Annotated in this window: 24 protein-coding genes; 5 read left to right on the forward strand and 19 right to left on the reverse strand. The window is 70.8% G+C overall.

What is annotated here, in order from left to right:
• Positions 1-4: 4 nt before the first annotated feature.
• Entirely contained in the window at positions 5-976 is a 972-nt protein-coding gene (locus tag ITJ69_RS09615) for an NAD-dependent epimerase/dehydratase family protein (RefSeq protein ID WP_194672648.1), read from the reverse strand.
• Positions 976-1,464, reverse strand: a complete 489-nt coding sequence (locus ITJ69_RS09620) for a DUF4126 family protein (protein ID WP_111083622.1) — start codon at positions 1,462-1,464, stop codon at positions 976-978. The genes ITJ69_RS09615 and ITJ69_RS09620 overlap by 1 nt, the downstream gene beginning before the upstream one ends.
• A gap of 107 nt (positions 1,465-1,571) precedes the next feature.
• Between ITJ69_RS09620 and ITJ69_RS09625 the strand changes: the two genes are divergently transcribed.
• Entirely contained in the window at positions 1,572-2,222 is a 651-nt protein-coding gene (locus ITJ69_RS09625) for an SDR family oxidoreductase (protein ID WP_123292977.1), read from the forward strand.
• A 64-nt stretch (positions 2,223-2,286) separates the two neighbouring features.
• Here the strand turns inward: ITJ69_RS09625 and ITJ69_RS09630 are convergent, their stop codons facing one another.
• From ITJ69_RS09630 to ITJ69_RS09655, 6 genes are all read right to left on the reverse strand, one after another.
• Positions 2,287-3,300 carry a matrixin family metalloprotease gene (locus ITJ69_RS09630; RefSeq protein WP_194672649.1) on the reverse strand — a complete coding sequence of 338 codons (1,014 nt, stop codon included), beginning with the start codon at positions 3,298-3,300 and terminating at the stop codon, positions 2,287-2,289.
• Positions 3,301-3,423: 123 nt separating this feature from the next.
• Positions 3,424-4,515 (reverse strand): fatty acid desaturase family protein, encoded by a 1,092-nt coding sequence (locus ITJ69_RS09635; RefSeq protein WP_194672650.1) that lies wholly within the window; start codon positions 4,513-4,515, stop codon positions 3,424-3,426.
• A gap of 96 nt (positions 4,516-4,611) precedes the next feature.
• The gene (locus ITJ69_RS09640; protein WP_123339354.1) at positions 4,612-5,328 is read right to left on the reverse strand and encodes a GAF and ANTAR domain-containing protein; all 717 of its coding nucleotides are present in this window, start codon (positions 5,326-5,328) and stop codon (positions 4,612-4,614) included.
• Positions 5,329-5,340: 12 nt separating this feature from the next.
• Entirely contained in the window at positions 5,341-6,039 is a 699-nt protein-coding gene (locus ITJ69_RS09645) for a GAF and ANTAR domain-containing protein (protein ID WP_123937080.1), read from the reverse strand.
• A 118-nt stretch (positions 6,040-6,157) separates the two neighbouring features.
• On the reverse strand, positions 6,158-6,616 hold the full coding sequence (locus ITJ69_RS09650) for a hypothetical protein (RefSeq protein ID WP_123339352.1): 459 nt from the start codon (positions 6,614-6,616) through the stop codon (positions 6,158-6,160).
• Between the two features lie 150 nt (positions 6,617-6,766).
• Positions 6,767-7,468, reverse strand: a complete 702-nt coding sequence (locus ITJ69_RS09655) for an SDR family oxidoreductase (RefSeq protein WP_123292971.1) — start codon at positions 7,466-7,468, stop codon at positions 6,767-6,769.
• 96 nt (positions 7,469-7,564) lie between these two features.
• Between ITJ69_RS09655 and ITJ69_RS09660 the strand changes: the two genes are divergently transcribed.
• Positions 7,565-7,960: a MerR family transcriptional regulator gene (locus ITJ69_RS09660; protein ID WP_131877865.1), complete on the forward strand. Its 396-nt coding sequence runs from the start codon at positions 7,565-7,567 to the stop codon at positions 7,958-7,960.
• Between the two features lie 152 nt (positions 7,961-8,112).
• Here ITJ69_RS09660 and ITJ69_RS09665 read toward each other — a convergent pair whose 3' ends face one another.
• The 7 genes from ITJ69_RS09665 to ITJ69_RS09695 form a co-directional block, all read right to left on the reverse strand.
• The gene (locus ITJ69_RS09665) at positions 8,113-9,795 is read right to left on the reverse strand and encodes a CBM35 domain-containing protein (protein WP_194672651.1); all 1,683 of its coding nucleotides are present in this window, start codon (positions 9,793-9,795) and stop codon (positions 8,113-8,115) included.
• An 86-nt stretch (positions 9,796-9,881) separates the two neighbouring features.
• Positions 9,882-11,159, reverse strand: coding sequence for a family 1 glycosylhydrolase (locus ITJ69_RS09670; protein WP_194672652.1), 1,278 nt, complete (start codon positions 11,157-11,159; stop codon positions 9,882-9,884).
• Between the two features lie 53 nt (positions 11,160-11,212).
• Entirely contained in the window at positions 11,213-12,085 is an 873-nt protein-coding gene (locus tag ITJ69_RS09675) for a carbohydrate ABC transporter permease (protein ID WP_194672653.1), read from the reverse strand.
• On the reverse strand, positions 12,082-13,035 hold the full coding sequence (locus tag ITJ69_RS09680) for a carbohydrate ABC transporter permease (protein ID WP_111083634.1): 954 nt from the start codon (positions 13,033-13,035) through the stop codon (positions 12,082-12,084). Before ITJ69_RS09680 ends, ITJ69_RS09675 begins: the two co-directional genes overlap by 4 nt.
• 9 nt (positions 13,036-13,044) lie before the next feature.
• A complete protein-coding gene (locus tag ITJ69_RS09685; protein WP_194672654.1) occupies positions 13,045-14,307 on the reverse strand; it encodes an ABC transporter substrate-binding protein in 1,263 nt (420 codons plus the stop codon).
• 110 nt (positions 14,308-14,417) lie between these two features.
• Positions 14,418-15,437, reverse strand: a complete 1,020-nt coding sequence (locus tag ITJ69_RS09690; RefSeq protein ID WP_194672655.1) for a LacI family DNA-binding transcriptional regulator — start codon at positions 15,435-15,437, stop codon at positions 14,418-14,420.
• A gap of 112 nt (positions 15,438-15,549) precedes the next feature.
• The gene (locus ITJ69_RS09695) at positions 15,550-16,050 is read right to left on the reverse strand and encodes a MarR family winged helix-turn-helix transcriptional regulator (RefSeq protein ID WP_159572523.1); all 501 of its coding nucleotides are present in this window, start codon (positions 16,048-16,050) and stop codon (positions 15,550-15,552) included.
• Positions 16,051-16,157: 107 nt separating this feature from the next.
• Here ITJ69_RS09695 and ITJ69_RS09700 point away from each other — a divergent pair, with 107 nt between their 5' ends.
• Positions 16,158-16,949: an SDR family NAD(P)-dependent oxidoreductase gene (locus ITJ69_RS09700; protein WP_131845123.1), complete on the forward strand. Its 792-nt coding sequence runs from the start codon at positions 16,158-16,160 to the stop codon at positions 16,947-16,949.
• Between the two features lie 8 nt (positions 16,950-16,957).
• Here the strand turns inward: ITJ69_RS09700 and ITJ69_RS09705 are convergent, their stop codons facing one another.
• Positions 16,958-18,181, reverse strand: coding sequence for an FAD-dependent monooxygenase (locus ITJ69_RS09705; protein WP_194672656.1), 1,224 nt, complete (start codon positions 18,179-18,181; stop codon positions 16,958-16,960).
• Between the two features lie 41 nt (positions 18,182-18,222).
• Between ITJ69_RS09705 and ITJ69_RS09710 the strand changes: the two genes are divergently transcribed.
• Positions 18,223-18,780: a MarR family winged helix-turn-helix transcriptional regulator gene (locus ITJ69_RS09710; RefSeq protein WP_194672657.1), complete on the forward strand. Its 558-nt coding sequence runs from the start codon at positions 18,223-18,225 to the stop codon at positions 18,778-18,780.
• Here the strand turns inward: ITJ69_RS09710 and ITJ69_RS09715 are convergent, their stop codons facing one another.
• The 3 genes from ITJ69_RS09715 to ITJ69_RS09725 form a co-directional block, all read right to left on the reverse strand.
• Positions 18,781-19,038, reverse strand: coding sequence for a hypothetical protein (locus tag ITJ69_RS09715; RefSeq protein WP_131920855.1), 258 nt, complete (start codon positions 19,036-19,038; stop codon positions 18,781-18,783).
• A 121-nt stretch (positions 19,039-19,159) separates the two neighbouring features.
• A complete protein-coding gene (locus tag ITJ69_RS09720; RefSeq protein WP_194672658.1) occupies positions 19,160-19,810 on the reverse strand; it encodes a dihydrofolate reductase family protein in 651 nt (216 codons plus the stop codon).
• A 17-nt stretch (positions 19,811-19,827) separates the two neighbouring features.
• Positions 19,828-20,550, reverse strand: coding sequence for an SDR family NAD(P)-dependent oxidoreductase (locus ITJ69_RS09725; protein WP_194672659.1), 723 nt, complete (start codon positions 20,548-20,550; stop codon positions 19,828-19,830).
• A 138-nt stretch (positions 20,551-20,688) separates the two neighbouring features.
• Between ITJ69_RS09725 and ITJ69_RS09730 the strand changes: the two genes are divergently transcribed.
• On the forward strand, positions 20,689-22,110 hold the full coding sequence (locus tag ITJ69_RS09730) for a hypothetical protein (RefSeq protein WP_194672660.1): 1,422 nt from the start codon (positions 20,689-20,691) through the stop codon (positions 22,108-22,110).
• Positions 22,111-22,125 lie beyond the last annotated feature (15 nt).

The following is a 22,125-nucleotide window of genomic DNA, read 5'->3' on the forward strand; positions in this document are numbered from 1 at the left end:
TCCCTCAGGCGACGAGGGGGCCGGCGACCTCGAGCTGGTCGTGGTCGACCTGCCAACGGACGGCGTCGAGCACCGTCTGTTCGGCGGTGAAGCCCGGCGTGTAGCCGAGCAGACGGCGGGCCTTCTCGACGCTGAACACCTGGCTGCGTGACAGGTGCTCCCAGCTGGCGCCAGCGTGCTCTGGAGTGGTGGTCTCGCGGAACCGGTCCCAGCTGACGGGCTCGAGCCGGGCCTCCTGGCCGAACCACGACGCTGCCAGGTGGGCGTACCCACGCGCGGTGAGCGCCGTCGGGGCCGTGATGAAGAAGTCCTCGCCGACCGCCGCCTCGCGGTGTTCGACGGCGAGCTGGAAGGCCTGCGCGACGTCGTCCGCGTGCACGTGGGCCATGGTCTCGGCACCGAGACCGGGGACCTCGATCGCCTCGCCGGCGGACAGCCTCGTCAGCACCGACGGGTCGAGGTTGCCGAGCGGACCGATCGGCATCCAGCCCGGACCGCTGATGTGACCCGGGTGCAGCGTCGTCGTCGCCAAACCCCCTGACACGGTTTCTTCCTTGAGCATCCGCGCGATCGCGTCCTTCTGCACGCCGTAGTCGCCGAAGGGCGGCGTGAAGTCGTCCTCGGTGATCGGCAGCACACGGGATGCACCCGCGCGCCAGATCGAACCGCAGTGCACGACGTGCGTGCCCGTGCCGCGGAGCGCTTCGACGAGGGCGGCGGCGGACGGCTCGGTGAAGCAGACCAGGTCGACGACGGCATCGGCGTCGAGCGCAGCGATCCGCGTTCCGAACGTGCCGTCGCGGTCCTCCTGCTCACGGTCCGCGGTGACGCGTTCGACCCGCTGCCACTCGGGGGAGTCGGCGTAGGGGGTGCTGGTGCCGCGACTGATGGCGACGACCTCGTGACCGGCGCGGACGAGGCGGGGGACGAGGAACGTGCCGATGTGGCCGGTGGCTCCGATGACGACGATGCGCATCAGTCGGCGGTGATGACCTTCACGGAGCCGGCGATGGTCGCGGCGTCCTCGGCGAGCGCCACGACCGGGTCGGGCAGGCGGGTGGTGGCACCGACGAGCTTGCGGGCACCCCACCCGACGAACGACCCGACGATCGCACCGACGCCGCCGAGGATCGCGCCCTCGATGCGCAGGTCGCGCTTGCCGGTCGTGCCGAGTGCCGCGCCGACGAGCGCACCGGACCCGATGCGGCCGATCAGGCCGGCGGGGGAGATGCGGTTCGGGGTCATCGGCAGCTTGTCGCCGATGAGTTCACCGACGGCCGAGGCGACGAGGAGTCCGCGGCCGAGCGGGGTGCTGAAGACCTTCCAGTCCTGCCACGACCCCTTCAACGAGGACCGGTCGTGGTTCAGCGCCAGCACCGCGAGTGGGGTGGCACTGCGGCCGCCGCTCAGGATGCCGAGCACCAGGGTGCGGACCAGGGTGTGCTGCTCGTGCTGCTTGCTCATCGTGTCTCCAGTCGTGATCAGGTCCGACCGTACGCACGCGGGCCGCGAGCGCTCCGAGGGTCCTCACGGACTGCGGGTACTGAGCCGGCCCGAGTAGCGTCCGCCGCATGAGCAACGTCATCGTCTTCGGCGGCCACGGCAAGGTCGCACTCCTCACCACCCGCATCCTCAGCGACCGCGGCCACTCGGTCACCTCGGTCATCCGCGACGCGGACCAGTCCGACGAGATCCGCGCCCACGGCGGCGAACCCCGTGTCGCGGACATCCAGCAGCAGTCCCTGACCGACTTCGCGGAGCTCGTCCACGGGCACGACGCCGTCGTGTGGTCGGCCGGTGCCGGCGGCGGGTCCGTCGACCGCACCTGGGCGATCGACCGCGACGCCGCGATCCTGTCGGTGCAGGGCGCGAAGCAGGCCGGCGTCGACCGCTACGTCATGGTGTCGTGGTCCGGGTCGCAGCTCGACCACGGGGTTCCGCAGGACAACGACTTCTTCGCCTACGCGCAGTCGAAGGCGATCGCCGACGCCGTGGTGCGCGACTCCGGTCTGCAGTGGACCATCGTGGCGCCGAGCACCCTGACGGACGACGACGCCACCGGCTCGGTCGACTGGGCGGGCTCGTCGAGCGACGTGCCGCGCGGCGACGTCGCACACGTGATCGCCGACGTGCTCGAGACCCCCGGCACGGCGGGCAACACCATCCGGTTCAACTCGGGATCGACCCCGATCGCGGACTTCCTGCGCGCCGACGCCGTCTGACGACGGGGCGCGGTCTGACGACGCCGACGCGGTCTGACGACGGGGCGCGGCCCGCGGCCGCGCTTCAGTAGATCGCTGCGATGCCGGTCATGTCGCCGAGCCCGAGCGTGCGTGAGCCGGTGTCGCAGTACCCGCCGGACGGCTCCATGACCTGACCGGTCCCGGTCTTCACGTGGCCGAGTCCGTACAGGTGTCCCCACTCGTGAGTGGCGACGGCCTGGGTGTCGAACCGTGCGCCCGAGCAGGTGGTCGTCGAGCTCCACTTGTAGCTGGTGGCGTACCGCTGGTCGGACTCCTTCGCGACGCCGTTGCCGTCGTACCAGACGCACGTCACGCCGAGGGTGCCAGAGGGCAGCTTGCCCCATCCGACGACGCTGTAGCCGTTGCTCTTCGAGCAGCCGCCCTTGTCGGTGAGCCCGGGCACCTGGGTCGCCAGGCGCACGTAGGAGTTCCGGGCCGACGAGGTCACCGTGCGGTCGCACGACGCGATCGTGCCGGTCCACGCGTTCGCCGCCTTGCGCAGGGCGTCCTTGGCGTACGACGACTTCTGGCCGGACTCGTTGTAGTACCACTGCACCGTGCTCGACCAGCGGTAGGGGTTCCGTTCGTTGGCCGTGCTGGTGCACTTGGTGGTGGCCGCGGTCGTGGCGGCCGGCGCTGCGGGTGCGTCGGCGGCACCGCTGGCTGCCGCGCTCCTCGCCTGCTCGCGGCGCACGGCGGGCGCCGAACCGCTCCAGGTCTCGTCGATGCGGACCGCGACACCGCCGGTGCCGGTGTTCGCGATGACGACCTCCGCCAGCTCCGGAGCACCCGGCGCCGCCGAGCTGCTGGCCATGACGCTCTCACCGGGCGCCGGCACGGCGAACGTGCGGCCGTCGGGCAGCGCGACCGTGCCCGACGAGACCGTGCACCCCGACCGGAGCGTCTGCACCGAGAGCGTCCCCGTGGCGCAGCGGGTTCCGGCGGCCGGCGTCGATGCCCCCGGCGTCGCCGCCTGCGCGGGTGCCGCCGTCGCGGTGAGGCCGACGACGAGTGCGATGACCGCCCCGGTGGTGAGCGTGTTCCTGACAGGACGCATGGTTGCCTTCCCGCGGTGGGCCCCTGTGCCCGCCGTCCCTGATCGGGTCCATGCTCGCCGATGAGCCCCGTCAGGTCCAGGGCTGCGCCAACAGGACAGGAAGCGCCCAGCCGTCGGGGTCGGTCAGCGCAGCCGCTCGACCATCGGACACGCGAACGGGTCGCGAGCCGCCAGACCGACCTCGTTGAGGTAGCGGACCACGATGACGTAGGAGTGCACCAGCGTCGTCTCGGTGTACGGCACGCCCTGGTCGGCGCAGTACTTCCGGACCATGTCCCGGGCGGCCCGCAGGTTCGGTCGGGCCATGCTCGGGAACAGGTGGTGCTCGACCTGGTGGTTCAGACCGCCCATGAAGTACTCGACCCAGGCGCCGCCGCCGATGTCGCGCGAGGTCAGGACCTGGCGTGAGAAGAAGTCCACGCGGCGACCGGGTTCGATGACGGGCATGCCCTTGTGGTTCGGCGCGAACGCGATCCCCATGAGGAACCCGAACACGGCGAGCTGCACACCGAGGAACGCGAAGGCGATGCCGACCGGCAGGAACCAGAACACGACCCCCAGGTAGAGCACGAACCGGCCGACGAAGACGGACCCCTCGGCCCACCGCCGCTTCACCGGGCCACGGCTCGTGTACGTGCGGATCGACTGCCAGTGCAGGTTCACGCCCTCGACCAGGAGCATCGGGAAGAACGCGTACCCCTGCACGCGGACGAGCACGCGCAGGAACCCGGTCCGGCTGGCAGCGTCCTCGGGCCGGAACGAGATCGCGTCGAACGAGATGTCGGGGTCCTTGCCGACGGTGTTCGGGTTGGCGTGGTGCCGGGTGTGCTTGTTCATCCACCACGCGTAGCTGATGCCGGTCAGGAACGTGCCGGCGTACCGGGCCGCCCGGTCGTTCCAGTGGTGCGACGCGAACACCTGTCGGTGGGCGGCCTCGTGCGACAGGAACGCGAACTGCGTGAACAGGGCGCCCAGCACCCCGGCCACGATCAACTGGTACCAGGAGCCGCCGAGCACGGCGAACGCCCCGCCGGTGACGCCGAGCAGCGCGGCGAGCACTGCGATGAGGCCCCAGTACCAGCCCGTGCGGCGACCGAGCAGCCCAGCGGTGCGGACCTGCGCGAGCAGCGCGGTGTACGTCGAGGTGGTGTCGGTCCGAGGCGACCGTCGTTCGGTCTTCCGGTAGCCCGTCGGTACGACCAGTTCGTCGCCCATGCTTTCCTCCTGGATCCAGTGCTGCGCCTGCAACCGGGGTCCGGGGCTACGACTTGCTCGTGATCGTACGCCGGCCCGGACCGGGGACACACGGGATCAGGCGGGGAGGACCAGGCGGCGTTCGACGATGGCCCGGGCGACGTCGGCGAGGCGCTCCTGGTTCGACCGCGCGTACTGCCGCAGCAGTTCGAACGCCGCCTCGGTGTCGACCGAGTGCGTGTACGCCACGAAGCCCTTGGCCTGCTCGATCACGACCCGGCTGTCGAGGGCTCGCTGCAACTGCGCCTGCGTCAGCGCCGCGTGCTGCAGGGTCCGCTGCTGCAGGATGCTGATGGTCGCGACGTCGGTCAGGGCCTGAGCAGCCAAGGCATCGTCGCGGTTCAGCGCACCCTCGGTCTCGCGGAACAGGTTCAGCGACCCGAGCGTGGTGTCCCGCAACCGCATCGGGATCGCGTGCACCGACGCGTACCCCGACTCGGCGGACGCGGCGGCGAACGTCGGCCACCGGCGTTGCATCTCCGCCTGGTCACTGACGGACACCGGACGCCCGGTCGCGAAGCACTCCACGCACGGCCCTTCGCCGGCGTCGAGCTGGAGGAGTCCGACGAAGCTGGACCGCTCACTGGTCGACGCCACGACCTCGAGTTCCTGGTGCTGGTTGGCCAGCAGGATGCCGGCCGCCGAGGCGTCGAAGATGTCGACGACGCTGTCGACCAGGTTCTGCAGCAGGTCGACGACGTCGTACTCGTCGACGAGGGTGTCGGTCAGCGTGACGAAGGTGTCGATGAGCCGGCGCTCGCGGGTCGGTGCCATGGTGCGTGCTCCTCAGTTCTCGGAACCGTACGGCCGGGCGAGGTCGATGCGGCGAGCGATGACGTCGTTCGAGACGTCGCGGACGGTGCGTTCGGTGGCGAAGGCGTGCGCCTGCAGCACGAGGAGGGCGTCGGTGACGTCCACCCCGAGCTGTGCTGCGACCATGCCGGTCGCCTGGTGCACCTCTCGTCGGGAGTAGCGGCTGGTACCCATGTCGGCACGGCCGTCGGCGGCCGCGGCGAGCAACGCACCACGGAGCACCCGACGGGCTGCGACCTCGGTGAGCTCCACGGCGCCGCGGATCTGCCCCACGGTCAGGGTGCGCTCGCTGTCCACGGAAAGGTCGACGGCGCCGACGGGGATCGTCCCGATGCGCATCGGGAACGAGAACACCGCCCCGACCCCGGCGCGCAGGAGTTCCTCGAGCGCGAGCGGCCAGTCGGTGTTCGTCGTGCCGGACAGGTCGGACTCCAGGACCGGGCGGCGGGTCGTCAACGCCTGCCAGCACGGGCCCTCGCCGAGGTCGAACTGGATCTCGTCGATCCGCGCGGCGCGCGCGTCGCTCGCGCACACCGTCGCCGACCCGAGCGGGTTGCCGAGGGTGGAGATGCCGACCCCGGTGACGGGCAGCGTCGTCAGGAACGGCGGGCACATGTCGGCGCCGTCGGGTGCGGCCTGCAGTGCGGAGACTGCCGTCGTGAAGTCGTTCATCGCGAGGAAACCGTCCGGGTCCGTGAACGCGGGGCTGATCCGGCCCCCGCGTTGTGCAACGCTAGCGCAGTGCCCCGCTGGCGTCGCCCGCCGGGCACGTCGACCCGCGCGGACACGGTCAGCCCGCGCTGACGCGCGACGGCTCCGGCACGAAGTGGATCCGCTCCGCCGCCCGCGTGACCTCGCGGGCCCGGGCCGTGCGGTCGTCGAACTCGATGCGCGCTGCGTCACGGACCTGCTCCTTGTCGAACAACGACGCCCGGCTCACGACGTCGACGATCGTCGCGACCACCGTGGCGAGACCGCGTTCGAGCTGTCCGAGGTTCGTGTTGCCGATGACGAGACGCCGGTCCTGCACGTCGAGCGTGACGTCGGGGTAGCCGGCCGTCACGAGCTGCGCGTGTCCGTCGGCACCGCGCAGGCCGGCCATCTCGGCTGCGTCGGGTCGGCGGTTGAACACCGCCGGGACGTCGTAGTACTTCGCCGCCGTGGGCTTGCCGAGCTCGGTGGGCAGGCCGGAGGCCACCACACTCGTGAGCGCGAGCGGCGTCGAGGCCGCCTCGGACTGGTCCGTCATGATGACTCCCTTGGCGGATCCCCGCGGGAGCTCGAGAGGATCTCGGACTCGGTACGGCGACACCGTGGCGTCAGTGTGGGACCCGCGGATGTGAGCACTCCCAGCCGCGGCCCGACGCCGGGGCTCCACCACGCCCCGGCGCCACCCCGCTCAGGCGAACTGCGCGTAGAACGCCGACGGGTCCTGCGACAGCGACGCCTTCACCGCACTGCTCCACTCGTCGACGACGACCTCGGCCGCGCCCCGCTCGACGCCGTCCAGCGCGGCCCGCGCCACGTCGGCCGGGTCGACCTTCGGCCCCTCGTAGCCGTCCATCATGTCCGTGTCCGCCGCCCCGAGGTGCAGCCCCTGCACGCTGATCCCCTTGCCGGCGAGCTCCAACCGGACGGCGTTCGTCAGGTTCCACTCGGCGGCCTTCGCCGCCGCGTACGCGCCGGATCCCGGGTAGACGAACCAGGACAGTGCGGACAGGACGTTCACGATGCCGCCGCCGCCGTTCCGCTCGATCACCGGCGCGAACGCCCGGATCATCGCGAGGTTCCCCCAGTAGTGCGTGTCCATCTCGCGGCGTGCGTCCGTCAGGTCGTCGGTGAGCAGCGAGCCCGTCGTCGAGATGCCCGCGTTGTTCACGAGCAGGGTGACGTCGCCGGCGGCTGCGGCCGCCGCCTCGACCGACGCCGGGTCGGTGATGTCGAGCGGCAGCGCCACGACGCCCTCGATGTCCACGAGCTCGGGTCGGCGTGCGGTCGCGTAGACCTTGGTGGCGCCGCGCTCCAGCAGCTGCAGGGCGAAGCGGCGTCCGATGCCCCGGTTCGAGCCGGTGACGAGTGCGACCGATCCAGCGATGTCCATGGTGTCTCCTCCTGCCGCGCGGGTCTCTCCCGCAGCGGCTCGGTTACGCTAAGACCTCACATCCATGTCAGGGGCAAGCCCCGGATCGGAGACCGCATGCGGATCGGCGACCTCGCCGCGGAGACGGGTGCCAGCGTGCGCTCGCTGCGGTACTACGAAGAGCAGGGACTGCTCACCGCGTCGCGGACCACCAGCGGGCAGCGCGTCTACGACACCCCGGCGGTCGAGCGCGTCCAGCTCGTGCAGCAGCTGTTCGCCGCCGGTCTGCCGAGCCGCACCATCGTGCAGCTGTTGCCGTGCGTGGACAGCGGGCACGCGACGCCGGAGTCGTTCGCGCTGCTCGTCGCCGAGCGCGACCGGATCACGGCGCAGATGGCAGAGCTCGAGGCCGCGCGTGGCCGGCTCGACGAGGTCATCGCCATCAGCGAGCACCCGACTGCCGAGCACTGCCCGGCGCTGCGCGAGCCGGCAGACGGAGCGGTCGCGGCCTGAGACGGAACGCCAGAACGGACGGGAGGCACGGTGCGCGCCCGCCACATCCTCCCTCGCAGGCTCGGTCGGCGCACCCGCGCGACGCTTCGCGTCGCCGCCGAGCGGGTGCGCCCGTCCGCCACCTGGTCACGACCAGGGCAGCAGGTGCGGCGTCAGGGCTGGAACACCTGGATCTGGTCCAGCTCCGCGAAGCCCGTGCCCTTCGTGAAGGTCAGCGTGTTCGCGCCGGCCTTCAGGGTGACGGTCTTCTGCGCCCACCCGAAGCGCCCCCAGTTGACGGTCGGCGCGTAGCTGACCGTCCCGGCCGACGTTCCGTTGACGGCGAGCGCGTGCGTGCTCGTCGCCCCGGTGCCGTTGTCGTACCGGACGTTGACGGTGTACGTCCCCGCGGTCGCCGCCTGCACCGTGAACTGCACGGAGCTGGTCGCGTTGTTGATGTTGCCGACCTTCGCACCGCCGACGGCGTCGGCCTGGGTGACCGTGCTCGTGTCGCTCCGCACGGCCGACTCGGCCTCGTACCGCAGCGCGTTGATCGGGATCGACCCGACCCGCACGTCGTTGTAGGTCGTCGTCAGGTTCTCGACGTTCGTCGCCTGGTAGAGCGTCTTGCCGTCCGCGCTCGAGTCGAAGCCCTGGGCGAAGCCGCTGAACGTGCCACCTTCGGCGTCGCGGGCGTCGTACGTGACCGCGTAGGGCAGTTGCTCCCACGAGCCGGAGCCCTGGTTGCGGTTGACGACGAAGTTCTGCCCGCCGTCGATGTTGCCGGCGCTGTCGAGCGACCACTTCGACGACACCACGATCATGCCGTTCGCGTTGCCCGTCGTCGGGACCCAGCGGACTTCGGGCGAGGAACCGACCCCGCGGCCGTCGGGCAGTGCGATCTTCGTCCCGATGCTCATCTCCGGGCTCCAGGTCAACCCGTCGGGCGAGGTCTTGAAGTACACCGGCGCCGTGTTGTTCGTCTGGCTCGGTCGGTTGACGACCTCGAACGTCGCCACGTAGTTGCCGTTCGGGATCCGGGTGACCGTGATCATGCCGGGCCGGTCACTCTTGTTCGTCGGCGCCGAGACGTTCACCAGGCCACCCCAGGTGAGACCGCCGTCCGTCGACCGTCGGTAGCTGACGGCCTGCAGGACGTTGTTCGCCTTCTGCCGCTCGTCGGAGAAGTACGTCACGAGACCGCCGTTGGCGTCGACCGCGAGGGACGGCTCCCAGACCGTCGAGGTGGTGGACGTCGGACTCGGGTCGTAGGTGGCGGGCCCGCCGGTGTCGACGGTGCTCACGAACGACCAGGTGAGACCGTGGTCGAGGCTCTTGTACATGACCAGACGACTGCTCGACCGGTCGGTCGGCATGATCATGCCGCTCAGCAGCAGGGTGCCGGCGGGCATGGTGCCGAGCTGGATCGGGGTCTCGTACAGCGAGGGCTGGGCGGTGCGGGTGAGCGTCGGGAACTGCGTGCTCGGCTTCACGGTGGCGACGCGGCTCCACGAGGTGCCGTTGTCGGTGCTGCGGTAGATCGGGTAGACCTGCACGCCGTTCTCGAGCACGAGCTGGTCGAAGGTGACGAACTGCTGGCCGTTCGCCGAGCCGCTGTTCTTCAGGACGATGTTCTTGGCGTAGGTCGTGCCGGCAGCACGTCCGCCCTCGGGGTTGAAGGCGGTGCCCGCTGCCGGCGAGTACACGAGGGCTCCGTTGCCGGTCGTGACCGCCTGGGCGGGAGCGGGGCCGGTGACACCGGCGACGAGGGCCGCCGCAGCAGCGGCAGCGGTGACGACGAGCGCGAGCGTTCGGCGTCGACGAGGCGCCGGAGCGGCGCCGAGGCGGAGGGACATGGTGCTCCGTTCGGTTGGTGGTGCAGTGGTGGTGCGCGGAGACGGACGGGAGGCGCGGGACCGACCCGACCCGCGCCTCCAGACCGTCACTGGGTCGCCGACAGGGCCGCTGCCACGGCTCGTTCCTGCCGCGCATGCGCGGCGAAGGCGTCGGCGACCGGGTTGCGACGGCGGTCGAGCCCGCCGTCGCCGTCTTCGACGAGGTCGAAGAGGCCCATCGTGAGCAGGTGCTCCTGGCGGGGTGCGTCCGTGTGCCGCCAGGTCCACTCGTACATGTCGAACAGCGGCCACCAGGTGTACCCGACCACCGGGACGCCCTCGGCACGGAGCTCGTGCACGGCGGCCACGGAGGCGTCGAGCCAGCCGATGCGTTCGTCGACGGACCCGGTGACGCACGTCTCGGTCAGCATGACCGGGGCGCCGTACCGCTCGGCGTACGTCGTCAGCACGTCGCGGAGTCCCTCGGCCCCCGTGTCCCGGTACGGACGCGGGTCGGCGAAGCCGCCGCCGTGGTGGACGCCGGCCTCGAAGACCTCGGTGGAGTGCAGGGGGTAGTAGTTGACGCCCATCACGTCCGGCCGGACCGCGTGCTGGCGGAACCAGTCCAGGTCAGCGTCGGTGACCCCGCCGGAGCGCAGCCGTCCGACGAGCGGATGGTGGTCGTCGACGCCGCCGGTCACGAGGTCCTCGACCAGGAACGTCTGCGCGCGGAGCCGCGCCACGGTGTCGCGGTGCTCGGGGGCATCGACGTCGCCGACGTACCGGATGCCGGCGTCGACGTGCACGAAGGTGGCGGCGTCTCCGAGTTCACGGGCGATCGCGTGCTGGGTGGAGACGAACCCCTTCGCCAGCGCCGAGGCGATCCGGGCAGAACCGTCGGCACCGGTCAGGTACGGGGGCCAGTACCCGTACTCACCCGAGAACAGGGCGTGGATGACGGGCTCGTTGACGGGCGTGTAGTCGGTCGCGACGTCGCCATACCGGGCGGCGAACCGGGCGGCGTACTCCGTGACGTGCGCCGGGTAGTCGGGGTTCGCGAACTGACCGTCGAGCCAGAGCGGTGTGCCGTAGTGCAGCAGGTCGATGACGGGCCGGAGGCCGGTCTCACGGAAGCGCTGCATGACACCGTCGACCCACGACCAGTCCCACTCACCGGGCTCCGGGGCGACCCGGTACCAGGGCACGCCCCAGCGGAGCAGCTCGGCGCCGACGTCGACCGCCAGGCCGAGGTCGGCGGCGTACTGCCGGTAGTGGTCGGTGAGTTCGTACTCGTCGATGGGGCGCTCGCCCGGACGGGCCTGCGGGACGAAGGTGTCCTCGATGCCCAGGGCGAAGTGCAGCCGTCCGTCGTCGGACCAGTGCATGGTGTCTCGTTTCGTGGTGGGCGCGTCCCCGAGGGGACCGCGCGGGGTCGTCGTCACTTGAGCCCGGTGCTGGCGACGCTCTCGATGAAGCGGCGTTGCACGAGCAGGAACATGACGGCGAGGGGCAGCACGGCGATCAGGGCGCCGGCCATCATCACGCCCTGCGGGATGATGCCGCCGGGTCCGGTCAGCAGGGTCAGCCCCGAGGTGATGGTCCCCATGTCCTGGTCCGTGGTGAACACCAGCGGCCAGAGCAGGTCGTTCCAGTTGTTGACGAAGGTGAAGATGCCGAGGGTGAGCAGTGCCGGTACGGCGTTCGGCAGGATGACGCTCCGGAAGATCCGCCACTCGGACGCACCGTCGATGCGCGCCGCGTTGTCGAGGTCGCGGGGGAGCGACACGAAGAACTGCCGGAGGAAGAAGATGCCGAAGGCGTCCGCCGCCCGCGGTGCGATGAGGCCGGCGAAGGTGTTCACCCACCCGAGGTCGGACACGAGCTGGTAGATCGGGATCAGGGTGGCCTGGAACGGGATCATCAGGCTGGCGATGATCACGATGAGCAGGACCTTGCTGCCCCGGAAGTCGAGCCGGGCCAGCGCGTAGGCGGCGAGCGCGTCGAACGCCAGCGCGAAGACCGTCACCCCGCCGGCGAAGGCGAAGCTGTTCAGGATGAGCCGGCCGAACGGCAGCTGTGTGAAGATCGCCCGGAAGTTGTCGAGCGTCCACGTGTGCGGGAACAGCGTCGGCGGGTAGGCGTTCACCTCGCTCGCCGGCTTGAACGCCGTGAACACGATGACGAGCACGGGGAGCAGCACCGCGAGGGTGACGATGAGCACCGCGGCGAAGCCGAGCCAGCGCATCGACGGTGCGCGACGGGCGACGGTCCTGCGCCGGACCGCGGTGGCCGGACGGGGGAGTGCGGTCATGATGCGGTGTCCTCTCCGCGCTTGCCGAAGAACAGGAACTGCACGAGGCTCAGCAGCAGGGTCGCGATCAGCAGCACGTACGCCAGTGCGGATGCGAAGCCGAGGTCGAGGTCCTTGAACCCGGACTGGTAGATCTGCATGACGATCGTCTCGGTTGACCGGTACGGCCCGCCGCCGGTCAGGACGTAGATCTGGTCGAACGCCTGCAGTGCGGCGATGAGCGCGACGATGACGACGAACGCCATGGTGTTGCTGAGCATCGGGAACGTCACGTTCGCGAACCGCTGGCGGCCGTTCGCGCCGTCCAGCTGCGCCGCCTCGTACAGGCTGGTCGGGATCTCCTGCAGCCCCGCCAGGAAGATGACCATGTAGAAGCCGAAGTTCTTCCAGACCGCGACGAGCACCACGGTCGGCATGGCGAGCGTCGGGTCCTGCAGGACGTTGCCGAGCCGGATGCCGCCCACCTGGAGCCAGTGGTTCAGCAGGCCGATCTGCGGGTCGAGCAGGTACGACCACGCGAACGCGGCGACCGCCAGGGACACGATGAACGGCAGGAACAGCGCCGAGCGGAAGAAGCCGCGGAACGGCAGCGCCGGGTGGTTGAGCGCCAGGGCCAGCACCAGCGCCACGGCGATCGCGACCGGCGTGAACAGCACCGAGTACAGCGCCGTGTTGCCGATCGAGCGGACCACGTCCGGGTCGGTGAAGACCCGGACGTAGTTCGCGAAGCCGACCCAGCTCGGGTCACCGAAGCCGCTGGCGTCCGTGAAGGACAGCCGCAGTGCCGAGAGCATCGGCCACAGGACGAACGCCCCGAGGATGACGATCGCGGGTGCGAGGAAGCCGACGACGGTCGCACGGCGGCGGAAGGTCCCGTTCAGGGGCGTCCGGCCGCCGAGCTGTCCCGGGGGTCGGTACCGACGGCGTCGGCCGAGTTGCTGCGTGGTCATCGTGGTCCTCTACTTCAGGGCTGACTGCACGTCGGTGTCGGCGGTGCCGAGGAGCGACTCCGGGTCGCCGCCCGCGATCGACTTCTGCGTCGCGGTGTCGAGCGCGGTGAGCACGTCACCGCTGTTCACGACGCCCGGGAGGAGCGGGATCGTCGTGCCGGGCAGACCGGTCAGTGCCGCGACGGTGGGGTTCGCGTCGACGTCGGCGGCGGTCACGTCGGTGCGCAGGGACGGCCAACCCGACCCGAGCGCCCACTTGGTCGCGACGTTCTTCTCGTTGAAGTACCGCAGGAAGTCCTCGGCAGCGGCCTGCTTCGGGTCGTCGGTCTGTGCGGTCACGCCGAGCGAGATGCCGATGGCGGAGGCCACCTGCGCCTTCGGCCCGGCCGGGATCGCGGCGATGCCGTAGTCGATGTCGGACGCCTTCGCGACGCCGGCCATCCACGGGCCGCCGATCTCCATGGCGGTCTTGCCGGCGGTGAAGAGCTTGTCGGCCGCGATGCCGTCGACACCGGTCGGCGAGATCTTGTCCTGCCGGATCGCCTTCGCCCAGTACTCGAGCGTCTCGACGTTCGCAGCGGAGTCGATGGTCGACTTCGTGCCGGCGTCGTTCGTGATCGAGCCGCCGTTGCCGGCGAACAGGCTCGGCCAGATGCCGTTGCCGACCGTCTGGTGGTCCGGCAGCACGAGCCCGTACTGCTCCGGGGTGCCGTCGCCGTTCTCGTCCTTCGTCAGCTTCTTCGCGTCGGCGACCCACTCGTCCCACGTCGTCGGGAACGCGTCGATGCCGGCCTCGGCGAAGAGCTTCTTGTTGTAGATCACGGACAGGGGCACGAAGCCGCTCGGGACGCCGTACTCCTTGCCGTCGACCTGCTCCATCGCGACGGCCTGCTCCTTGAGCTCGCCGGTGTTGCTGGTGTCGTCGTCGTAGAAGTCGCTCAGGTCGACGAGGGCCTTCTTCTCGGCGTAGACGGGCAGTCGGTCCGAGGTCATCGCGACGATGTCCGGGCCCTTCTTCGCCGTCAGCGCGGGGAGCATCGTGTCGTCGATGACCGCCCACGTCTTCGTCTGGGTCGTGATCGTGACCTTGTCCTGCGACTCGTTGAAGTCCTTGACGATGCCGTCCAGGACCTTGCCGTCGGCCTCGGTGTACCCGTGCCAGAACGTCAGGTCGACGTGGGCGTTCGCGGACAATCCGGGGGAGCCGGCGCATCCGGCCAGGGAGATCGCCGCCGCTGTTGCGAGCGCGACGACCGCGATGTGCTTCTTCATCGAAAACCTGCCATCCGTCCCGCACTTCGGTGTGCGAGACCTCGTCCATGCCGGATTTACACCGGTGTAAATCTGGACAGTAGTCCGTGCTCGACGGGCAGGTCAAGACCTCAGGCGGAGACCGTGCGTTCCACGGCGACGGGCGCCGACGACGCCCGCACGACCAGCGCATGCGGCGAGCGCAGCACGCCCGGACCGACGGCCGCGTCCTCCTCGAGCTGCTCGACGAGGACCCCGACCGCCGTCGCCGCGACCCGGTCCAGGTCGGCCGACACCGTGGTCAGCGCGGGCGTCGCGTACGCCGACTCCTCGATGTCGTCGAAGCCGACGACCGCGACGTCGTCCGGCACGGTCCGACCGGCGAGCTGCAACGCGCTCATCGCCCCGAGCGCCAGGGCGTCGTTGCAGCAGACGATCCCGTCGACCTCGACGCCGGAGTCGAGCAGCGCTCGCGCCGCCGCTGCCCCCTCGGCCCGGTGCCAGAGCGCCGTGGGGACGACGAGTTCGGGTCGGAACACCACGCCCTGCTCGGCGAGCGCCTCGCGGTACCCGCGGAGCCGCTCCTGCGCCGTCCGTACCGGCCCCGACGGTTCGGAACCGATGAAGGCGATCGAACGACGGCCCGCGTCGAGCAGGTGCGCCGTCGCGTCGTGCAGCGCGTCCGCGTTCGACATCGTGATGAACGTGACCGGGCTGTCCGGGATCGGCTCGCCGAGCACCACGAGGGGGAACTTCACCTCGAGCGCAGGAGCATCACTCGACCGCACCGTCAGCGGGCTGTAGATGATGCCGTCGATCGAGTGTTCGCGCATCCGGGTGATCGCGTCCGCCTCACGCACGCCGCTCGCGGTCTGCTCGATGAGCACCGTGTAGCCCACGGCACCGGCGGCGCGGATGACGGCGTCGGCGAGCTCGGCGAAGTACGCCTGCCGCAGCTCCGGCACCGCCAGGCCGATGACCTTCGACCGGCCGGCGCGGAAGTTCCGGGCCGAGACGTTGAGCTCGTAGCCGAGTTCGTCCACCGCCGCCATCACCCGGTCGTGGGTGCGGGCGGAGACGTGCTCGTAGCCCGCCAGGACGTTCGAGACGGTCTTCTTCGAGACGCCCGCGACGGCTGCGACGTCACTCATCGTGGGGGGCGAGCGGTGTCCCTGGGCCATCCGCGCTCCCCTCTCGCGTCCGGAATGCGTTGGGCAGGAACCTACCGCACCAGCGTGGTGCGGCCCGGACGTGTCGGTCCGGTCACGGCTGGCGGGCCCTGGGCGGCGTCCACGCCGGAGCTGCGTCCACTGCGTCGCCGATGCTCCGCGCGATGACCCCGAGGTGCCGCGTCTGGGTTTCGGTGAGTGTGTCGAACACCAGGCGCTCGACCAGGGCATGGTGCGCGGGCGTCGACTCGAGGACCTTGCCGTGCCCGTCATCCGTCAAGACCGCGAGGGTGAAGCGGCCGTCCGTCGGGTCGACCACGCGGCGCACCCACCCCTTCGCCTCGAGCCGAGTCACCGCGCGGGACAGTCGCGAGAGCGTCGAGCTCGCGTACCCGGCGAGCGTGCTCATCCGCAGGGTCCTGTCCGGCGCGGCGTCGAGGGCCGTGAGGACCCCGAGTTCGAAGTGCGTGAGGCCACTGTCTCGTTGGAGTTGGGCGTCGAGGGCGACCGGGAGCCGTTCGAGCATCGTCGCCACGGCTGCCCAGATCTCGAGTCGTTCGCCGCGCAGGCCGTGTGGTTCATCGGGCTGTGCCATCACGGCATCGTACGTCCGGTGACTTGCCTGAGCAAGTAAACGACCGTACGGTGACTTGCTCAGGCAAGTCACCGGGTCGAGTGACGCGGGACGACGAAGGAGGATCCATGGACCTGCAACTCCGAGGCAGAACGGCGTTCATCAGCGGATCGACGCAGGGCATCGGGTACGCGATCGCCTCCGCACTCGCGGCCGAGGGCATGCGCGTGATCGTCAACGGCCGGGAGGACGCCCGGGTCGAAGCAGCCGTCGATCGCCTGCGGCGTGACCAGCCGGGAACCACGGTGTCCGGGATCGCGGCCGACTTCGGAGACCCGGGCGACGTCACCCGACTGCTCGGGTCCCTCGACGACGTCGACGTCCTCGTCAACAACGTCGGACTCTTCGGCCTCGCCGCCTTCGAGTCGATCGCCGACGAGGACTGGTCCCGGTACTTCGAGGTCAACGTGATGAGCGGGGTCCGCCTGTCGCGGCACCTGCTCGGCGGGATGCTCGAACGCGGGTGGGGTCGCATCGTGTTCATCGGCAGCGAGTCCGGCGTGAACGTCCCCGCGGACATGGTGCACTACGGCGTGACCAAGGCCGCGGTGATCGCGCTCGCGAACGGACTCGCGAAGCAGACACGTGGGACCTCGGTCACGATCAACACCGTCCTCGGCGGTCCCACGTACTCCGACGGTGTCGCGACGACGGTCGAGGCGATCGCCGAGGCGCAGGCTCTTCCGGTCGAGGCGATGCAGGCCGCGATCATCGGTCAGAACCGGACCAGCCTGCTCGAGCGCTTCATCGACCCCGCCGAGATCGCGGCGCTCGTCACCTACCTCGCGAGCCCGCTGTCCTCCGCGACGAACGGCGCCGCGATCCGGGCTGACGGCGGCGTCCTGACCGGGCTCCTGTAGGTGGCACGTCAGCCGAGGTGTGCGTAGTCCGGCAGGTCGATCGCGTCGGCCGGTGGCGTGAAGAACCGGTCGCCGAGCCGACCGATGAACGGGGTGGAGGCGACCCGGACCGCAGCACCGAACGCGGCGATGCCGAGCCGGCTCTTCGGGTTCGCGACCCGCGGCACCCCCGGCGGGAGCTGCTGCGCCTGGGCGACGTACGGCCTCATGATGCGCTCGTAACCGCGGAATGCATCGCGGTGGTCGACGTGTGCGGCGAGTTCACCGGCCAGCACGTACGCCCCGGTGAGCGACAGGCTCGTGCCCATGCCGCTGACCGGCGAGGCGCAGTACGCGGCGTCGCCGACGAGCGCGACCCGACCCTCGGACCACCGCGGCGCACGGACCTGCCCGATCGACTCGGAGTACAGGTCGTCGGCGCTGTCGATGCCCGCGAGCACACGACGCGCTTCCCAGCCGGCGTCGGCGAAGACCTCGTGCAGTCGGCGACGCTGCTCCTCGATCGACCGTCGCTCGGAGCCGGCGCGCTCCCGGGTCCGATCGGTCACGAACGACAGCGTCGCCCGGATCGTGCCGTGCGGGTCCGGACGGAGGGTGATCGACCGACCACCCGGTGCGTTGTACCAGCGCCACCAGTCGTCGTCGGCATCGGTGCGGGGGATCGTCGCGTAGGACGTCTCGAGGCCGAGGGACCGGATCTCGGGCTCGTCGCCGAAGACCAGTCGCCGGGTACTCGACCCGATGCCGTCCGCCGCCACCACCAGGTCGAACCGCTCGTCGGCGGCGTGCTCGAACTGCACGGTCACGCCGTCGCCGTCGCCGTCGTCGTCCGCGATGCCGGTGATGCGGTCGCCGAACCGGTACTCGGTGGTGTCGGTGGTCCGGCCGACCAGCAGCTGCGCGAGGTCACCGCGCAGGATCTCGAGCTCCGCGGTGGCGCCGCCCGAGTCCGTGGTTCCGGCCGGGAACTCCGCGATGACCGAACCGGAGCGGCCGATGAACCGCGTGCCGACCTCACCGGTCGTGGCGGCACGGATGTCGTCCTCGATCCCCATCCGCCGCGAGACCTCGCGCCCGGCGCCCCGCACGTCGACGTTCTGGCCGCCGGCACGGAGCTCCGGCGCGCGCTCGACGATCGTCGTGTCGTAGCCGTACCGGTGCAGCCAGTAGGCCAGGGCGGGTCCGGCGATGCTCGCACCGGAGATGAGGACGCGCTTGCGGTCGGTCGACATGTTGCCTCGAATCTTGATTACCAATGAGATTGGCAATCTACATGACTACCATCGACCTCGTGCCGCACGACGAACCGACAGCGCCCACCGACGGACGACGAGACCGCGACGCCCGGAGCGACCGCGAGGACCGACGCGACCGCGAAGCCGCCCGTCGCGACGGACGACCGCTGCCCGACGACGACATCCGCGCCCGGGTCCAACAGGTCGGGGTCCGCCAGCAGCGCTTCGAGCGACACCTGGCCCGGGCACTCGACGTCGACGCGGCCGGGCTCGAGGCGATGGACCACCTCATCACCCACGGACGGTCCACCCCGACCGAGCTCGCGCGGCGACTGGAGATCTCCACCGCCGCCATGACCCTCGTGCTCAACCGACTCGAGTCCGCCGGCCACGTCACGCGCGAGCGGCACCCCAGCGACGGCCGGAAGCTCGTGGTCACCGCAGCCGAGCGGTCGTCCGACCGTGCGTACAACCTGGTGCTGCCGCTGATCGAGGGGATCGAGGACGTCGTCGCCGACATGGACGACAGCGAGCGCGCCACGGTGCAGGCGTTCCTCGACCGTCTGATCGGGATCTACGACGACGCGATGGACTGATCAGTCGACTCCGTCGGGTGACCACGGTCGCTCACCGAGGCTCCACCGCGCCATCGCCTCGACCTGTGCCTTCGCGCTCTCCAGGCTCGTGTGGTCGCCGAAGACCTCGCCCGACCACCCACGGACCTCGTACCGGTTCGTGAAGACGACGGTTCCGATGTGGGACCGGCCGGAGCGGGCTTCCCACCGGCCGACCTCGAGCGCGGTCCAGCTCGTCGGGTCGTGCTGGTGTGGGAGATCGGTCTGCGAGGAGGACATGGCGTTTCCGGTCGGCATCGGACGAAGAGATCGTGCCGGCAGCCGGGGGCCTGGGTCACCTGCGGTCGACGGTAGTCCCCGGCCGACACAACGGCTCAGGTTCGTCCGCCGGTCTGTGCGATCAGTGCGCCACGCGCGTGAACGTGCGGTGCACGACCCCCGACGGCGACGCGACCGTCTCGACGGCGAAGCGCTCCTCGATCCCCTCGAGTCCGGCCCAGAGCCGCTCGCCGCGGCCGAGTACGATCGGCACCTCGACCAGGTGCAGTTGGTCGACCAGGTCGGCCTGCAGGAACTCGCGGACGGTCTCGACCCCGCCGCCGACCCGGACGTCCCGGCCCGGTGCGGCCTGGCGGGCGAGCTCGAGCGCTTCCGCCGGGGTGGCGTCGACGAAGTGGAAGGTCGTCCCGCCCGCCATCTCGAGGGGCTCGCGCGGGTGGTGGGTGAGCACGAACACGGGCGTGTGGAACGGCGGTTCGTCGCCCCACCACCCGGTCCAGCCGTCGTCGGGCCACGGTCCGCGCTGGGGTCCGAACTTGTTCCGCCCCATGATCTCGACACCGATCTCCGGCCCCCAGGCGCGCGCGAACTCGTCGTCGACATCGGTGGTCCCGCCGGACGCCCCTTGCATCGCACGGAAGGTGGCCGTGGCGGCGAACCACCCCATGAGTCGGCCGTCGGCGTGCCCGAACGGCCGGTCGATCGACTGGTCGGCTCCGGCGCCGTACCCGTCGAGCGAGATCGCGAAGTTGTGGACCCTGACCGTCGACATGGTGCTCCTGTCCTGCTTCAGAGGGTGATGCCCGTCGCCGTCGCCAGGGCGTCGACGAGTTGGCGGCGGAACTGCGGGTCAGCAACCGCCTGGTGCGGCTCCTGCCGCTTTCCGTGGAACCAGTAACCACCGCTGAGGGTTGCGTCGGGGTCGGTCACGAGGGCTTCCTGGGTACGGTGCCCGAGCTCGAGGTCGTCCGACGCCCCCGCGCCGCCCATCTTGGTCGGGACCCAGCCCGGGTCGACGGCGTTGCTCAGGACACCGGGCCGGCGCTCGGCGACCTCGGCTGCGAGCGCGGTCACGAAGAGCTTGGTGTCCGAGTAGGTGTTCGTCTCCGCGGTGCCGTCCCAGTCGACGCCGTCCAGTCGGGGCCGGCCGCCGCGGTGCATCCCGCTGCTCAGGTACACGTGCCGGGTCGGCGCGTGGAGCAGCGCGGTGAACAGGTACGGCGCGACGACGTTGACCGGGATCAGCGCACGGCCGGAGATCACGCCGGCGTTGTGCACGACCGCGTCGATCGGGTCGCCGGCGTCGAGGTCGCGCGCGGCGGCGATCACGGCGTCGCGGTCGGACAGGTCGGCGACGACGAGCGTGGCACCACGGTCGAGCAGGTCGGCGACTGCCTCCGCCCGTGCCGTGCTCCGGGCGTGCACGACGACGTCGTGCCCGTCGCGGAGCAGGGTGTCGGCGGTCGCCCGCCCGAGGCCGTCGGTCGATCCGGTGACGAGGATGCGGGACATGCGTTCATCATGCGCCGGGTGGCGGGGGCGTGTGCGGCAGGTGGACCAGCAGCGGGGCGGACGGGAGGCGCGGGGCGGGCCCGCACCGCGCCTCCCGTCCGTCTCGGCCCGGCCACACGGCTGCAGTACGGTCGCAGCATGAGCAGCTTCCTCGACCCCGCGGACGCCGTCGCCGTCGGCGACGCGACGATCGTGCCGGACGCGACGCGTCCGGTCGCAGCGGTCGTCACGGGTGACGACGTGCGGTGGGTGACGTGGCCAGACGCCCCGTTGCCCGACGGTGCGGTCGACGACGTCCGCGTCCTGGCGACCACGGATGGCGCGTGGATCGTCTACGGGTCGAACGGTGACGGTGACGACGCGGTGTCCCGGTCCGCCGTCCACGTCACGCCGACCGGTGTGACGTGCGCGGTCGAGCTCGGGGATCGTCGGCCGCACGGTGCCGATGTTGACGGGTTGTGGATCGGTGACCCGCGACCCGCGTCGATGTGGGACGGCGAGGACGACGACGTGGACGTCGATGCGGATGCCGGTGGCTCCGACGACTCCGACGACGCCGACGCCGACGCCGACGCCGACGCCGACGATCCGCTCGACGGCGTCGACCCCGAGACCCTGCCGTGGGCGCCGGCCGAGCCGTTCTGGCCGACACCAGAGGAGTGGGCGGCGACGCTCGAGACCGAGGCCGCCGCCGAGCACGATCACGACGACCCGGAACTGCTCGACGACGAGGACGACGGTGGCCCGTACACCTGGAGCATCGGCTTCGGCGACGAGTCCGACGGCTTCGTCCCGTCGATGGAGCCACTCGCCGACCCGGGTCCGCCGCTGCCCACCCCGGCGACCGACCTGGTGCTCGTGCGGCCGGACGGCACCCGCGCGACGATCGCTGTCGACCACCTGGTCGACGGCGTCGGTCGCGAGGGCTCGGTGCTGACCGTCCGGTACGCGCCCACCGGGCCCCGGCGGACTCCGGACTCCGCGGGCGGGCTGGACTACACGTACCAGTACCGCGAAGTCGACGTCGACCTCTCCGATGGCCTGCCGACCACCATCACCACCGATGCCCTGCCGGCGCGGACGGTGGACGAGGACGAGGACGAATCGTCGTGGGAGGCTGAGGAAGCACGGCTCGAAGCGGCTCGCGCCCCGTGGATCGGGCGGCTCGACCTCACCGGGGTCGAGGGCGCCCGGTGGCCGCTCCACGACACGGACGACTCGACGAAGGCGCAGGCGGTCGCCGCACTCGTCGGGGTGTTCGAGTCGCTGGCCGAGCCGGGCATCCTGTGGACCCGCGAGCACCCGGAGCCCCGCCGTGCGGCGAGCGCCTACCGGGCCGTCGAGGTCGTCGTCGAGGGGGAGTGGCCGGCGACCGAGGTCGTCGTGTCGTTCGAGCACAGCGACGTGCCGTACCTGCGGCTCCGTCGGCGCTACCGGGTGTTCGACGACGCCGGCCACGTCGAGGACTGGACGTACGTGACGGTGTACCTCGAGGAGGACATCGCGACCCGGGACATCCCTGCGCGTGACGCCGCCGTGGACGGCGTCCTCGACATCTGACGGATCGCGCCCGTT

This window comes from Curtobacterium sp. VKM Ac-2887 (genome assembly GCF_015350935.1).
Lineage (GTDB): Bacteria > Actinomycetota > Actinomycetes > Actinomycetales > Microbacteriaceae > Curtobacterium.

Coding starts and splice junctions, on each gene's coding strand:
- ITJ69_RS09615 (WP_194672648.1), bottom strand. CDS start 976: ATGCGCATCGTCGTCATCGGAGCCACCGGCCACATCGGCACGTTCCTC.
- ITJ69_RS09620 (WP_111083622.1), bottom strand. CDS start 1,464: ATGAGCAAGCAGCACGAGCAGCACACCCTGGTCCGCACCCTGGTGCTC.
- ITJ69_RS09625 (WP_123292977.1), top strand. CDS start 1,572: ATGAGCAACGTCATCGTCTTCGGCGGCCACGGCAAGGTCGCACTCCTC.
- ITJ69_RS09630 (WP_194672649.1), bottom strand. CDS start 3,300: ATGCGTCCTGTCAGGAACACGCTCACCACCGGGGCGGTCATCGCACTC.
- ITJ69_RS09635 (WP_194672650.1), bottom strand. CDS start 4,515: ATGGGCGACGAACTGGTCGTACCGACGGGCTACCGGAAGACCGAACGA.
- ITJ69_RS09640 (WP_123339354.1), bottom strand. CDS start 5,328: ATGGCACCGACCCGCGAGCGCCGGCTCATCGACACCTTCGTCACGCTG.
- ITJ69_RS09645 (WP_123937080.1), bottom strand. CDS start 6,039: ATGAACGACTTCACGACGGCAGTCTCCGCACTGCAGGCCGCACCCGAC.
- ITJ69_RS09650 (WP_123339352.1), bottom strand. CDS start 6,616: ATGACGGACCAGTCCGAGGCGGCCTCGACGCCGCTCGCGCTCACGAGT.
- ITJ69_RS09655 (WP_123292971.1), bottom strand. CDS start 7,468: ATGGACATCGCTGGATCGGTCGCACTCGTCACCGGCTCGAACCGGGGC.
- ITJ69_RS09660 (WP_131877865.1), top strand. CDS start 7,565: ATGCGGATCGGCGACCTCGCCGCGGAGACGGGTGCCAGCGTGCGCTCG.
- ITJ69_RS09665 (WP_194672651.1), bottom strand. CDS start 9,795: ATGTCCCTCCGCCTCGGCGCCGCTCCGGCGCCTCGTCGACGCCGAACG.
- ITJ69_RS09670 (WP_194672652.1), bottom strand. CDS start 11,159: ATGCACTGGTCCGACGACGGACGGCTGCACTTCGCCCTGGGCATCGAG.
- ITJ69_RS09675 (WP_194672653.1), bottom strand. CDS start 12,085: ATGACCGCACTCCCCCGTCCGGCCACCGCGGTCCGGCGCAGGACCGTC.
- ITJ69_RS09680 (WP_111083634.1), bottom strand. CDS start 13,035: ATGACCACGCAGCAACTCGGCCGACGCCGTCGGTACCGACCCCCGGGA.
- ITJ69_RS09685 (WP_194672654.1), bottom strand. CDS start 14,307: ATGAAGAAGCACATCGCGGTCGTCGCGCTCGCAACAGCGGCGGCGATC.
- ITJ69_RS09690 (WP_194672655.1), bottom strand. CDS start 15,437: ATGAGTGACGTCGCAGCCGTCGCGGGCGTCTCGAAGAAGACCGTCTCG.
- ITJ69_RS09695 (WP_159572523.1), bottom strand. CDS start 16,050: ATGGCACAGCCCGATGAACCACACGGCCTGCGCGGCGAACGACTCGAG.
- ITJ69_RS09700 (WP_131845123.1), top strand. CDS start 16,158: ATGGACCTGCAACTCCGAGGCAGAACGGCGTTCATCAGCGGATCGACG.
- ITJ69_RS09705 (WP_194672656.1), bottom strand. CDS start 18,181: ATGTCGACCGACCGCAAGCGCGTCCTCATCTCCGGTGCGAGCATCGCC.
- ITJ69_RS09710 (WP_194672657.1), top strand. CDS start 18,223: ATGACTACCATCGACCTCGTGCCGCACGACGAACCGACAGCGCCCACC.
- ITJ69_RS09715 (WP_131920855.1), bottom strand. CDS start 19,038: ATGTCCTCCTCGCAGACCGATCTCCCACACCAGCACGACCCGACGAGC.
- ITJ69_RS09720 (WP_194672658.1), bottom strand. CDS start 19,810: ATGTCGACGGTCAGGGTCCACAACTTCGCGATCTCGCTCGACGGGTAC.
- ITJ69_RS09725 (WP_194672659.1), bottom strand. CDS start 20,550: ATGTCCCGCATCCTCGTCACCGGATCGACCGACGGCCTCGGGCGGGCG.
- ITJ69_RS09730 (WP_194672660.1), top strand. CDS start 20,689: ATGAGCAGCTTCCTCGACCCCGCGGACGCCGTCGCCGTCGGCGACGCG.